This is a genomic window from Streptosporangium sp. NPDC050855, assembly GCF_044456585.1.
Taxonomy (GTDB): Bacteria; Actinomycetota; Actinomycetes; order Streptosporangiales; family Streptosporangiaceae; genus Streptosporangium; species Streptosporangium longisporum.
In genome coordinates this window covers 1-13,919 of the sequence record NZ_JBITFY010000024.1, presented here as the reverse complement: position 1 = coordinate 13,919, position 13,919 = coordinate 1, and the positions used below count along the sequence as shown (strand labels likewise).

At 76.0% G+C, this 13,919-nt stretch carries 4 protein-coding genes and 3 tRNA genes; 4 read left to right on the top strand and 3 right to left on the bottom strand.

The window, feature by feature from the left end; all coding sequences use genetic code 11:
- Window positions 1-10 precede the first annotated feature (10 nt).
- Window positions 11-1,249: an NAD(P)-binding domain-containing protein gene (locus ACIBCT_RS34590; RefSeq protein WP_399195956.1), complete on the top strand. Its 1,239-nt coding sequence runs from the start codon at window positions 11-13 to the stop codon at window positions 1,247-1,249.
- 102 nt (window positions 1,250-1,351) lie between these two features.
- Here ACIBCT_RS34590 and hutH read toward each other — a convergent pair whose 3' ends face one another.
- Window positions 1,352-2,908 (bottom strand): histidine ammonia-lyase, encoded by a 1,557-nt coding sequence (hutH, locus tag ACIBCT_RS34585; RefSeq protein WP_399195954.1) that lies wholly within the window; start codon window positions 2,906-2,908, stop codon window positions 1,352-1,354.
- Between the two features lie 152 nt (window positions 2,909-3,060).
- Here hutH and ACIBCT_RS34580 point away from each other — a divergent pair.
- From ACIBCT_RS34580 to ACIBCT_RS34570, 3 genes are all read left to right on the top strand, one after another.
- A tRNA-Gly gene (locus ACIBCT_RS34580) sits at window positions 3,061-3,132 on the top strand.
- Window positions 3,133-3,158: 26 nt separating this feature from the next.
- Window positions 3,159-3,229 (top strand) — tRNA-Cys (locus ACIBCT_RS34575).
- A gap of 13 nt (window positions 3,230-3,242) precedes the next feature.
- A tRNA-Val gene (locus ACIBCT_RS34570) sits at window positions 3,243-3,317 on the top strand.
- 240 nt (window positions 3,318-3,557) lie between these two features.
- Here the strand turns inward: ACIBCT_RS34570 and ACIBCT_RS34565 are convergent.
- Complete coding sequence (locus ACIBCT_RS34565) at window positions 3,558-9,239, bottom strand: type I polyketide synthase (RefSeq protein ID WP_399195952.1); 5,682 nt, start codon at window positions 9,237-9,239, stop codon at window positions 3,558-3,560.
- Window positions 9,240-9,323: 84 nt separating this feature from the next.
- The coding region (locus ACIBCT_RS34560) for an SDR family NAD(P)-dependent oxidoreductase (RefSeq protein ID WP_399195950.1) at window positions 9,324-13,919 on the bottom strand (4,596 nt) is incomplete at its 5' end.

The window sequence follows — 13,919 nt, the reverse complement described above, 5'->3', positions numbered from 1 at the left end:
CGTGGCAGGCATGATCTCCTTTCTTGGTCTGGGACGCATGGGCGTCCCGATGGCCCGGCGGCTCGTGGCGGCCGGGTACGAGGTGACGACCTGGAACCGCACTCCCCGCACGGTCGAGGGGGCGGCCTCGGCGGCGTCGCCCGCCGAGGCCGTGGCGGGCGCGGAGGTGGTCGTCACGATGCTGAGCCACCCGGCGGCGGTACGGCGGGTGCTGTCGGACGCGGCACCGGGCCTGGGGGCCGGGACGGTGGTCGCGGAGATGTCGACGATCGGGCCCGAGGCGGTGGCCGGGCTGCGCGACCTGCTCCCCTCGGGGGTGGGGCTGGTCGACGCGCCGGTCCTGGGCAGCGTGGGACCGGCGGCCGACGGCACGCTGACCGTGCTGGCCGGCGGCCTGCCCGGGGACCTGGCCCGCTGCCGGAAGGTGCTCGGGGCGTTCGGCCGGGTGCTGGAGCTCGGCGGGCCCGGGTCCGGCGCGGCGATGAAGGTGACCGTGATGGGCGCGCTGGTGCCCGCCCAGGTGCTGCTCGCCGAGACCGTGGCGTACGCCCGCGGGACCGGCGTGGACACCGCCACCCTGCTGGACGTGCTGGCCGCCACGCCGCTGGGGCCGCTGGTCGAGCGGGTCCGCCCGGCCGTCGAGCACGGCCCGTCCGAGACGCGGTACGCCCTCGGGCTGGCGGCCAAGGACGTGGCGCTGGTCTCGCACGGGACGGGAACGATCGCCGACGCGGCCGGGGCGAGGCTGGCGGAGGCGGTCGCGGCCGGGCTGGGCGGGGCGGACCTGACGGCGATCTTCGCGCACCTCTCCCCGTCCGGTCCCACAGGGGCGGACCCGGACGGGGCGGGCCGGGCCGGGGTGCGGAGGCTGAACCCGGCCTCGGTGCCCGCGACCAACGGGTACTACTCCCACGCCACCAGGACCGGGAACCTGCTGTTCGTCTCCGGTCAGGTGGCGGTGGACGAGGACGGGAACGTGGTCGCCGAGGGGGACATGTCGCGCCAGTCCGCGTACGTGATGGACCTGGTCGCGCGCATCCTGGCCGACCAGGGGTGCACGTTCGACGACGTGACCCACATCCGGACCTTCCTCACCGACATGTCGCGGCTGCCGGAGTACGCGGCCGAGCGCGTGCGCCACATCACCGGCGAGCCCCCGGCCAGCACGACGGTGGAGGTGTCCCGGCTGTTCCGGCCCGGCCTGGTCATCGAGGTGGAGGTGGTCGCCGCCGTCCCGGCGGGGCGCTGACCGAGGGGCGGCGCCACGGCCCGTGCGGCCGGGTGGGGCCGGTGCCGGACCGGGGGGATCGGCACCGGCCCGGGGGGTGACGCCGGGCCGGGGACGCCGGGGTCAGGCCAGGGGGCCGGTGACGGTCTCGGCCGCGGCGACGACCGCGCCGGTCGCGACGAGCCGTACCGTCGCCTCGATCTCCGGGGCCAGGAAGCGGTCCGGGCCGGGGCCGGGGACGGCCTGGCGCAGGGCGTCCACCACGGCCGCGGTCGCCGGGGCCGGCCGGAGCGGGCCGCGCAGGTCCAGGGCCCGCGCGGCGGTGAGGATCTCCACCGCGAGCACCCGGGTCAGGCCGTCCACCGAGCGGCGCAGCTTGCGCGCGGCCGACCAGCCCATGGAGACGTGGTCCTCCTGCATGGCGGAGCTGGGGATGGAGTCGACGCTCGCGGGCACGGCCAGCCGCTTGAGCTCGGAGACGACCGCGGCCTGGGTGTACTGGGCGATCATGTGGCCGGAGTCGACGCCGGGGTCGTCCGCCAGGAAGGCGGGCAGGCCGTGGTTGCGGGACACGTCCAGCATGCGGTCGGTGCGGCGCTCGGAGATGCTCGCCAGGTCGGCGGCCGCGATGGCGAGGAAGTCGAGCACGTAGCCGACGGGGGCGCCGTGGAAGTTGCCGTTGGACTCCACCCGGCCGTCGGCCAGGACCACCGGGTTGTCGATCGCCGAGGCGAGCTCCCGCCCGGCGACCGCGGCGGCGTGCGCCAGGGTGTCGCGGGCGGCCCCGGCGACCTGCGGGGCGCACCTGAGGGAGTACGCGTCCTGGACGCGGGTGCAGGTGCCGTCCCGGTGCGACTCCATGATCTGCGAGCCCGCCAGCAGGGCCCTGAGGTTGGCGGCGCTGGCCGCCTGCCCGGGGTGCGGGCGCAGGCCCTGCAGGTCGGCGGCGAAGACCCGGTCGGTGCCGAGCAGGGCCTCCACGCTCATGGCCGCGCCGATGTCGGCCGCCTTGAACAGGCGGGCGAGGTCGTCCATGGCCAGGATCAGCATGCCGAGCATGCCGTCGGTGCCGTTGATGAGCGCGAGCCCCTCCTTGGCGGCCAGCTCGACGGGCTCGATACCGGCCCGCTTGAGCGCCTCGGCGGCGTCGGTGCGCTCCCCTGCGGCGTCCCGGACCACGCCCTCCCCCATGATCGTGAGGGCCACGTGGGAGAGCGGCGCGAGGTCGCCGGAGCAGCCGAGGCTGCCGTACTCGTGCACGACCGGGGTGATGCGCGCGTTGAGCAGGTCCTGGAGCACCCTGGCCGTCTTCGGGCGTACGCCGGTGTGGCCGGTGGCCAGGGTGTGCAGGCGCAGCAGCATCATCGCCCGGGTGACCTCGGCCTCCACCTCGGGGCCCGATCCGGCGGCGTGCGAGCGGACCAGGGAGCGCTGCAGCCGGGCGCGGAGCGAGGGGTCGATGTGCCGGGTGGCCAGGGCGCCGAACCCGGTCGAGACGCCGTAGGCGGGGACGGGGCTCTCGGCCAGCTCGTCCACCCGGGTGCGGGCCGCGGCCATGGCCGCCACGGCGTCGTCGGAAAGGCGCACCGGGAGGCCGTGCCTGGCGACCCCGACGACCTCCTCGAAGCTCAGCGGATCCGGCCCGATGGTCACGACCTCGTTGTCGCGGTTGCCGCGCATGCTGTCTGCTCTCTCGCGTAGGTGAAGCGATGGTAACCGGTGAAAGCGGTCCCCGCTCCTTACATCTCACGATAGCGGTCTATTCGGTTTGGGGAGTCGCCGGGTATTCGCTAGAGTTCTCACCGTGAGTCCGGGCCCGTTCCCGGGGGCACGCGGAAGTGGCTCAGTGGTAGAGCATCACCTTGCCAAGGTGAGGGTCGCGGGTTCGAATCCCGTCTTCCGCTCGGAAAGGGGCTCCGGCCCCCCACTCGGTGGAGTGGCCGAGAGGCGAGGCAACGGCCTGCAAAGCCGTCTACACGGGTTCAAATCCCGTCTCCACCTCTGGTTTCGACGAGGACGATTAGCTCAGCGGGAGAGCGCTTCCCTGACACGGAAGAGGTCACAGGTTCAATCCCTGTATCGTCCACCACCACCCCCCGGGGTGATCGAAGCAGACGCCGTCGGGCCTCCCGTGGGAGGCCCGGCGGCTTTTTCTTTCCCGGGGCGCCCCGGTGCCCCGGACGGCCCGCGGGACCCGGCGGCCCGCGGGCCCCGGGCGGCGTGCGGGTCCCGGTGACCCGGATCCCCCGGACGGCCCGCAGGACCCGGTGACGCGGACCGCCCGGGCGCCCCGGGCCCCGGGGTCCGGGGCGCCCGGGCGGTTCCGGGGTCAGCGTCCTTCCGGCAGGGACTCCAGCCAGCCCTCGATGGCGCGGGCCATCGAGGGGGCCCGGTCCTCCAGCATCGTGAAGTGGTCGCCCTCGACCTCGCGGGCGACGTGCTCGGTGTGCCAGGAGGCGCGCCAGTCCGGGGTGGCCGTCGGCACGCCGTCGGGGCCGGGCAGCGGGGTGTCCGGGCGCAGGAACAGGATGGGCGCCCGCACCTGCCCCAGCGTGCACTCGCGGAACAGCTTGTAGTAGCGGCCCATCGCCCCGAGGCGGGCGCTGGTGAACGGGCCGAACGAGGCCTCCCGGTCGAACATGCCCTGGACCATCTGCGTCCCGAGGTCGTCGATGACCTTGTCGTCCGGCAGGAAGGTGTCGAGCAGGACCAGGCCCGCGGGCCGGACGCCGAGGCTCTCCAGGTGGGTGACGGCGGCGTGCGCGAAGATCCCTCCCGCGCAGTAGCCCAGGACGACGAACGGCTCGTCGCCCGCGGCCCGCCGTACCGACTCGGCCCAGACGCGCACCGCGGCGTCGACCGTGCCCGGCAGGCTCTCCTCGCGGGCGAAGCCGAGCACCGGGAGCGCGTACAGGTCCCGTACGCCGCGGAAGTTCGCCGCCAGGCGGGCGAACTGGGTCGCCCCGCCCAGCGCCATCGGGGTGCTGAAGCAGAACAGGGCGGGCCCGCCGGGGCCGGAGGCCAGCTTCACCGGCGGCGGGATCTCCCCGAGCTCCTCGGGCGAGGAGAACGAGGGGCGCAGGTCGGCCATGGCCCGCAGCAGGGCCATGCCCTCGTGCATCCTGCCGGACAGGGCGGCCTCGTGCAGCAGGGCGCTCGGGGTGTCCGAGGGGTCGGCCCCGGTGCGCGAGGGCCGGTCGCCGGTGCCCTCCAGGCGGCCGGCCAGCTCGCCCAGCAGGTGCTTGGCCAGGTCGGAGGGGTTGGGGTAGTCGAAGACCACGGTCGCGGGCATCCGCAGGCCGGTTGCCTTGATGAGGCCGTTGCGCAGCTCCATCGAGGTCAGCGAGTCGAACCCGGCCTCCAGGAAGTTCTGGTCGGGATCGACCGCCTCGGGGCCCGGGTGGCCGAGCACCCGGGCGGCGTGGGCCCGCACCACCTCGCGCAGCGCGTCCAGCCGCTCCTGTTCGGCCAGGCCGGCCAGCCGCTCCGCGAGCGGCGACCCGCCGTCCTCCTGCTCGGCGGCACCGTCACCGCCGCCGTCCAGGACGGCCTCGACCTCGGGCAGGGCGCGCAGCAGCGGGCGGGACCTGGCCAGGGTGTAGGCCGGGGCGAACCGGGTCCAGTCGATGTCGGCCACCACCAGGTGGGACTCGTCGTGGTCGAACGCCTGGCCGAGCGCGATCGTGGCCGCGGACGGCGCCATGGCGCGCACGCCGAGGCGGCGCAGCCGGGCGCCGATGGAGGCGTCCACCATGCCGCCGCCGTCCCAGGCTCCCCAGGCCACGCAGGTGGCGGCCAGGCCGCGCGCGCGGCGCCGGGCGGCCAGCGCGTCGAGGAAGGCGTTGGCCGCGGCGTAGGCGGCCTGGCCTCCCTGTCCCCACACGGCCGCCCCGGAGGAGAACAGCGCGAACAGCTCCAGCGGGTGGTCGCCCAGCAGCTCGTCCAGGTTCCGGGCGCCCGCGACCTTGGCCCGTCCGACCTCGGCGAACTCCTCGACGGTGGTGCCGGCCAGCGTCACGTCGTCGTGGACGACACCGGCCGCGTGGACGACGGCGCGCAGCGGCAGCCCCTCGGGCAGCGCGTCCAGCAGGCGCCGCAGCTCCTCGCGGTCGGCGACGTCGCACGCGGCGACGGTGACCCGGACGCCCAGCGCCTCCAGTTCGGCCTCCAGCTCGGCCGCTCCCGGGGCGGTACGGCCCCGGCGGCCGGTCAGCACGAGATGCTCCGCGCCCCGTCCGGCCAGCCAGCGCGCCACGTGCGCGCCGACCCCGCCGGTGCCGCCGGTGACGAGCGCCGTCCCGCTCAGGCGCCGGACCCCGGATTCCCGGGACTCCCCGGATGCCTCGGGTGCCTCAGACGTCCCGGCCTCGCCGGTACGCGGGGCGGGCACCGCGGGGGCGGCGGAGGGGGGCTCGCCGAGCGGGGCCCGTACCAGGCGGCGGGCCAGGATCCCGTCCTGCCGGACCGCGAGCTGCTCCTCGCCGCCCAGCCCGGCCAGCACCCCGCACAGCCGTGCCAGGGCCCGCTCGTCCGGGGCCGGGGGCAGGTCGACCAGGCCGCCCCAGGTGTCGGGGTGGTCCAGCGCCAGCACGGTGCCGATCCCCCAGACCTCGGCCTGGAACGGCGCCGCGTCCCCTGCGGTGGAGAAGTCGGCCGTGCCGGTGGCGCCGGTGTGCACCGCCCCGCAGGTGACCGCCCACAGCGGGGCGGTGACACCGGCGTCGGCCAGTGCCTGGACCAGCGTGACGGTCGCCGCCGTGCCCCGCGAGAGCGCCGGGTGCAGCGGGTGGGGGCGCTCGTCCAGGGCCAGCAGGCTGAGCACTCCCGCCGGCGGGTCGTCGGGGAGCCGGTCGCGCAGGGCGGCGGTGAGCGCGGCCCGGTCGTGCCCGGCCACCTCGACGATCACCGCCCGGGCGCCGTGCCGGGTCAGGCCGGCCACGACCGCGTCGGCCGCCGCCACCTGGCCGTCCGCGGGCAGGGCGACCAGCCAGGAGCCGGTCAGCTCGGTGCTCACCGGCTCACCGACCGGCCGCCAGGCCACCCGGTAGCGCCAGGAGTCCACCGTGGCCCGCTCCCGCCTGCTCCGCCGCCAGGAGGCCAGCGCGGGCAGCACCTCGGCCAGCGCCGCGGGGTCCACCCCCCGGTCGGCGGCCAGGCTCGCCACGTCGCCGCGCTCGACCGCCTCCCAGAAGGCGGTGTCCACCGGGTCGGTGCCCGGGGCCGCGGGCGGCGGCGCGGACCTCAGCCAGTAGCGGCTCCGCTGGAACGGGTAGGTCGGCAGGTCCACCGGCCGGGCACCCGGGTACAGGGCGGGCCAGTTCACGCCGACGCCCCGCACGTGCAGCTCGGCGGCGGAGGTCAGCATCCTGAGCGGCCCGCCGTCGTCGCGGCGCAGGGTGCCGGTGACCACGGCGTCGAGGCCGAGGGCGTCGAGGGTCTCCTGCAGGCCCATGGTGAGCACCGGGTGCGGGCTGCTCTCGACGAACACCCCGTACCCCTGCCTGGCGAGCGCGCGGACGGCGGCGTCGAAGCCGACGGTGCGGCGCAGGTTGGTGTACCAGTACCCGGCGTCCAGGGTGGAGGTGTCGATCCACTCGCCGGTCACCGTGGAGATCATCGGTACCTCGCCCCGCCGCGGCCGGATCGGGCCGAGGTCGCGCAGCAGGCGCTCGCGCAGCTCCTCGACCTGCGCCGAGTGCGAGGCGTAGTCCACCGGGATCCTTCTGGCCCGTACGCCGTCCGCGGTCAGCTCGGCGGTCAGGTCGTCGAGGGCGTCCGGGGCGCCGGAGACCACGACCGAGCGGGCGCCGTTGATCGCGGCGACGGAGATCCGGTCGCGCCAGGACTCCAGCCGCGCCGACAGCTCCTGCTCGGACAGCCCCACGGAGAGCATGCCGCCGCGTCCGGCGAGGACGTCGCCGATGGCGCGGCTGCGCAGGGCGGCGACGCGGGCGCCGTCCTCCAGGGAGAGCGCGCCGGCGACCGTGGCGGCGGCGATCTCGCCCTGGGAGTGGCCGATCACGGCGTCGGGACGGACCCCGTGGCCCTCCCACAGCCGCGAGAGCGACACCATGACCGCCCACAGCACCGGCTGGACCACGTCCACCCGCTCCAGCGAGGGGGCGCCGGGATCGCCGCGCAGCACCCCGGTCAGCGACCAGTCCGTGAACGGCGCCAGGGCGCGCTCGCAGTCGGCGACGTGCGCGGCGAAGGCGGGAGAGGACTCCAGCAGCCCGGTCGCCATCCCGGCCCACTGGGAGCCCTGGCCGGGGAAGACGAACACGGTCTTGCCCGGGGAGGACGACGCCGTCCCGGTGACCGCTCCGGCGGCCTCCTGTCCTGCGGCCAGCGCGCGCAGCCCGGACAGCAGCTCCTCGCGGTCGCGTCCCACCACCACGGCGCGGTGCCCGAAGGCGGCTCGGGAGGCCAGCGAGAGGCCGATGTCGCCGGCCGCCTGCCCGGGGTGGTGCTCGGCGTGCTCGCCGAGCAGGCCGAGTTGGGCGCGGAGCGCGGACGCGCTCTTGGCCGACAGCACCCACGCCGTGGCGGCGCCGTCCGACAGGAGCGGGTGCTCGCCCCGCTCCCCGGCGGGCGGCTCGCCGGGCGACGCGTCGCCGGGCGTGCCGTCAGGGGCCTGCTCGATGATCACGTGGGCGTTGGTGCCGCTGACGCCGAAGGAGGAGACACCGGCCCGGCGCGGCCGGTCGGCGTCGGGCCAGGCGACGGGTTCGGTCAGCAGCCGGACGTTGCCGGCCGACCAGTCCACGTGGGAGGAGGGCTCGGACACGTGCAGGGTCCTGGGCAGCAGCCCGGCGCGCAGCGCCATCAGCATCTTGATGACGCCGGCGACCCCGGCCGCGGCCTGGGTGTGGCCGATGTTGGACTTGATCGACCCGAGCCAGAGCGGCCGCTCGCCGGGCCGGTCCTGGCCGTAGACGGCCAGCAGGGCCTGGGCCTCGATCGGGTCGCCCAGGGTGGTGCCGGTGCCGTGCGCCTCGACGGCGTCCACGTCGAACGAGGCCAGGCCCGAGTTGGCCAGCGCGCGGCGGATGACGCGCTGCTGGGACACGCCGTTGGGCGCGGACAGGCCGTTGCTCGCGCCGTCCTGGTTGACCGCGGAGCCGCGGACGACGCCGAGGATCGGGTGGCCGTTGCGGCGCGCGTCGGAGAGCCTCTCCAGCAGCAGCATGCCGGCCCCCTCGCCCCAGCCGGTGCCGTCGGCGTCCTCGGAGAACGCCTTGCACCGGCCGTCGGGCGCCAGGCCGCGCTGGCGGCTGAACTCGACGAAGGTCTCGGGCGTGGCCATCACGGTCACCCCGCCGGCCAGCGCGAGCGTGCTCTCCCCGCGCCGCAGCGACTCGCACGCCCAGTGCAGCGCCACCAGCGAGGACGAGCACGCGGTGTCGACGGTGACCGCGGGCCCCTTGAGGCCGAACACGTACGCCACCCGGCCGGAGATCACCGCGGTGGAGCTGCCGGTCAGCAGGTGTCCCTCGACCCCCTCGGGCAGTGACTCCAGGCCGGTGCCGTACCCGCTGGAGAAGGCGCCGACGAACACCCCGGTCTGGCTGCCCTTCAGCGAGGTCAGGTCGATGCCGGCCCGCTCGAACGCCTCCCAGGACACCTCCAGCAGCAGCCGCTGCTGCGGGTCGGTGGCCAGCGCCTCCCGGGGGGAGATGCCGAAGGAGACCGCGTCGAAGTCCCCGGCGTCGTAGAGGAACCCGCCCTCGCGGGTGTAGCTGGTGCCCGGCCGGGACAGGTCCGGGTCGTAGAGCCCCTCCAGGTCCCAGCCCCGGTCGTCGGGGAACGCCGAGACGCCGTCACGGCCCTCCGCGACGAGCCGCCACAGGCCCTCGGGGTCGCGTACGCCTCCGGGGAAGCGGCAGCCCGCGGCGATGACCGCGATCGGCTCGTGGTCCCTGGCCTCCGCCTCGCGCAGCCGCTGCTGGGCCTGCTGGAGATCGGCGGTCACCCGCCGGAGATAGCCGAGGAGTTTCTGCTCGTCCGCCACGTCACGTCACCTTCTTCCCCACATGTCGCGCGGCCCCTCGGGCACGCACGGAAAGATCGTTCTTCACCGGAGAGCACGATGGGCTCACAGGCCCTTGTCGATCAGCGCGAACAGCTCGTCGGCGCTCGCCGACCCGACGTCCTCGCCCGCGGGCACGTCGTCCGCCTCCCGCTCGGGCCGGTCGCCGCGCCATCGGGTCAGCAGTCCCTGCAGCCGGGTGGCGATGGTGAACCGGGTCTCCTCGTCGGGCGTGAGCTCGCCGAGCACCCGGTCCAGCCGGTCGAGCTCCCGCATGACCTGCGTGTCGGTGGGCGCCTCGTCGGGCGCCAGCTCCGCGCGCAGGTACGCGGCCAGGGCGGCCGGGTTGGCGTAGTCGAACACCAGGGTGGCCGGCAGCCGCCTGCCGGTCGCGGCGTTCAGCCGGTTGCGCAGCTCGACCGAGGTGAGCGAGTCGAACCCCATGTCGTCGAAGGCGCGGTCGGCCTCCACCTGGTCGGCGGAGGAGTGGCCGAGCACGGCCGCGACCTCGGTCCGTACCAGGTCGAGCAGGGCGCGGTCGCGGTCGGCGGCGGGCAGCGCGGCCAGCGTGGCCCGCAGGTCCGCGGCGGAGCGCCCGCCCCCGGCCGACGTCGCGGTACGGCGGGCCGGGGCGCGCACCACGCCCCGCAGGATCGGCGGGAGCCGGTCGCCCCTGGCGGCCAGCGCCTTGGCGTCCAGGTGGATCGGCACCAGCACGGGCTCGGACCGGCCGGTGGCCGCGTCGAGCAGGGCGAGCCCCTCCCGCGCGTCCAGCGGCACGACGCCCTCGCGGGCCATCCGGGCCAGGTCGGCGTCGGTGAGGGTGCCGAGCATGCCGCCCTCCTGCGACCAGGGTCCCCAGGCCAGCGAGAGCGCGGGCAGTCCCTGGGCGCTGCGCGCGTCGGCGAGCGCGTCCAGGAAGGCGTTGGCCGCGGCGTAGTTGCCCTGCCCGGTGCTGCCGAACGTGCCGGCCACCGAGGAGAACAGCACGAAGGCCGACAGGTCCAGCTCGCGGGTCAGCTCGTGCAGGTTCAGCGCGGCGTCCGCCTTGGGACGCAGCACCCGGTCCACCCGGTCCGGGGTCAGGGAGGTGATCGCGCCGTCGTCCAGCACCCCGGCCGCGTGCAGCACGGCGGTGAGCGGGCGGTCGGCGGGCACCTTGGCGATCAGGTCGGCCAGGGCGGCCCGGTCCGCCGCGTCACAGGCGACGATCTCCACGTCCGCGCCCAGCCCGGCCAGCTCGGCCCGCAGCCGCTCCGCGCCCTCGGCCGCGGGGCCGCTGCGGCCGGCCAGCAGCAGGTTGCGGACGCCGTGGACGGTCACCAGGTGGCGGGCGACGAGCCCGCCCAGGCCGCCGGTCCCGCCGGTCACCAGCACGGTGCCGTCCGGGTCGAGCGCGACCGGCAGGGTCAGCGCGACCTTGCCGACGTGCCTGGCCTGCGACAGGAAGCGGAACGCCTCGGGGGCGCGGCGGATGTCCCAGCCGGCGACCGGCAGCGGCCGGATCGCCCCCCGCTCGAACAGCGCGACCAGGTCGCGCAGCATCTGCCCGATGCGGTCGTACCCGGCCTCGACGAGGTCGAAGTCGCGGTAGCGGACGCCGGGGTGCGCGGCGGCCACCTCCTCGGGGACGCGCACGTCGGTCTTGCCCATCTCCACGAACCGGCCGCCGCGCGGCAGCATCCGCAGCGAGGCGTCGACGAAGTCGCCCGCCAGCGAGTTGAGCACGACGTCGACGCCGTCACCGCCGGTCGAGGAGAGGAACCCGCCCTCGAAGTCCAGGGTGCGCGAGGAGGAGATGTGCTCCTCGTCCAGTCCCATGGACCGCAGGACGTGCCACTTGCCCGGCCCGGCGGTGCCGTAGACCTCGGCGCCGAAGTGCCCGGCGAGCTGTACGGCGGCCATGCCGACGCCGCCCGCCGCGGCGTGGACCAGCACCTTCTCGCCCGCCTTCAGCCCGGCCAGGTCCACCAGCGCGTAGTACGCGGTCAGGAAGGCGACCGGGGTCGAGGCGGCCTGGGCGAAGGTCCAGCCCTCGGGGACGGAGACCACCTGGCGGTGGTCGGTGACGGCCAGCGGGCCGAACGCCCCGCCGTCGAACATGCCCATCACCCGGTCGCCCGGGGCGAACGCGGTGACACCCGGCCCGACCTCCACGACGCGGCCCGCGCCCTCCAGGCCCATCGCGCCCGCCTCGCCCGGGTACATGCCGAGCGCGTTGAGCACGTCACGGAAGTTCACCCCGGCGGCGCGGAGCGCGACGCGGACCTGTCCCGGCCGCAGCGGGGCCACGGCCTCGGGGGCGTCCAGGAAGGTGAGGTTCTCCAGGGTGCCCTTGTCCAGGCTGTCCATCCGCCAGGAGACCGCGCCCGGGGGCGGGGTGAGGACGGGGCCGGTCGCGCGGACCAGCCGGGCCGCGAGGACGCCCCTGCCCTCCCGTCCCTCGCGCAGCGCGACCTGCGGCTCGCCGGTGGCGAGCGCGGCCGGGAGCCCCGCGGCCGAGGCGGCGTGGCCGTCGAGGTCGGCCAGGACGAACCGGCCGGGGTTCTCCGCCTGCGCGGAGCGGACCAGGCCCCACACGCCCGCGCCCGCGAGGTCGCGGACGGTGTCGCCGGAACCGGTTGAGACGGCACCGCCGGTGACGAAGAGCAGCTTCGAGTCGCCGAGGCGGTCGTCGGCCGCCCACGCCTGCACCAGGTCCAGGGCCCGGTTCACGGCCGAGCGGACGGCCGGCGCCGTGCCGCCCGCGTCGGCGAGGGTGCCTTCCGTACCGGGGACGACGGCGTCCAAGCCGGTGGTCGGGTCGGTGAGGGTGTCCGTGCCGGTGGCGCCGGTGAGCGTACCGGGGTCGCGGCCGTCGTCGCCGGACGGCCAGGTGGCGCCCGCGGTCACGACCACGACCTCGGGGACGGGCGCGCCCGCTTCGAGGGCCGCCAGCAGCGCCGCCGGGTCGTCGTAGGACGCCGTGGAGACCCCGGCCGCGCGCAGTGCCGCGCCGGTGCCGGAGGCGTCGCCGCCGAGCAGCGCCCACTCCCGGGCCTCGGCCCCGGACTCGGCCTCGACCGGCGTCCACTCCACCCGGTACAGCGAACGCTCCGCCTCGGGGCGGGCGCCGCCCGCCAGGTCCGCGGTGTCGATCCGGCGCAGCACCAGCGAGCCGATCGACACCACCGGCCTTCCCGCCCGGTCGGCCGCCTCCAGGCGCAGGGAGTCGCCGCCGGTCGGGACCACGCGGACCCTCAGGTCGGACGCTCCCGCGGCGTGCAGGTTCACCTGCGACCAGGTGAACGGCAGTGCGGCGTGCTCGGCCGAGGCCCCGCTGAGGGCGAGGGCGTGCAGCGCGGCGTCCAGCAGGGCGGGGTGGATGCCGAAGCGCGCGGCGTCGGCGCCGACGCCCTCGGGCAGCGCGATCTCGGCGAACACCTCGTCGCCGTGCGTCCAGGCCGCCTTCAGCCCCTGGAAGACGGGGCCGTAGTGCAGGCCCATACCGGCGAGCCGGTCGTAGAGCCCGTCCACCGGCACCGGTTCGGCGCCGGGCGGCGGCCACTGGGCCAGGTCGAAGTGACCGGGCTCGGCGGACGGCGTCAGCAGGCCGGTGGCGTGCCGGGTCCAGGGCTCGTCGTCGGGGACGTCCTCCGGGCGCCCGTAGACGGTGATCGTCCGGGCGCCGGACTCGTCCGGGGCGCCCACCACGACCTGCACCTGGACGCCGCCCCGGTCCGGCAGGACGAGCGGGGCCTCCAGGGTGAGCTCCTCGATGCCCGCGCAGCCGACCTGGTCACCGGCGCGGACGGCCAGCTCGACCAGCCCGGTCCCGGGGAACAGCACGGTCTCGCCCACCGTGTGGTCGGCGAGCCAGGGACGCGTCCGGGCCGAGAGCCGGGCGGTGAACAGGTGCCCGCCGGAGTCGGGAAGCTCGACCGCGGCGCCGAGGAGGGGGTGGTCGGGGGTGCCGAGGCCGACGGACTCGGGGTCACCGGCGCTGGGGACGTGCAGCCAGTAGTGGCGGTGCTGGAAGGCGTAGGTCGGCAGGTCCACCGTGTGCGGCCTGACCACGGAGCCGGTCCCGGTCGCGGCGGTGGCGGCGTCGGTGAAGAACGTCTCCCAGTCCACCGTCACCCCGCGGGTGTGCAGGGTGGCCAGGGCGGTGACCAGCTCGGCGGGTTCGTCACGGTCGCGCCGCAGCACCGGCACGAACGCCGCGTCGTCCCCGCCGGCAGGGCCGAGGCCGACGCCGTCGAGGCCGTTCCCGGTGCCGTCGGACGCCGCGGGCGAGGGAGTGAGGGGGGTCTGGAGGCATTCCTGGCCCATCGCCGACAGCACCGCGTCCGGACCCACCTCCACGAACGTGGCAACCCCGGCCTCACGCAGCGTCGCCACCCCGTCGGCGAACCGCACCGCCTGGCGCACATGACGCACCCAGTACTCCGCCGAGAGCATCTCCTGCCCCGCCACCCGGCCGGTCAGATTCGACACCACCGGAACCGCCGGAGGCTGGAAGGCGATGCCGTCCAGCACGCGGCGGAAGTCCTCCAGCATCGGCTCCATCAACGGCGAATGGAACGCATGACTGACCCGCAGCCGCTTGCGCCGCACCCCCCGCTCCACCAGAGCCGACACCACCTGCTCCACCACCGACTCCACCCCGGAGACCACCACCGA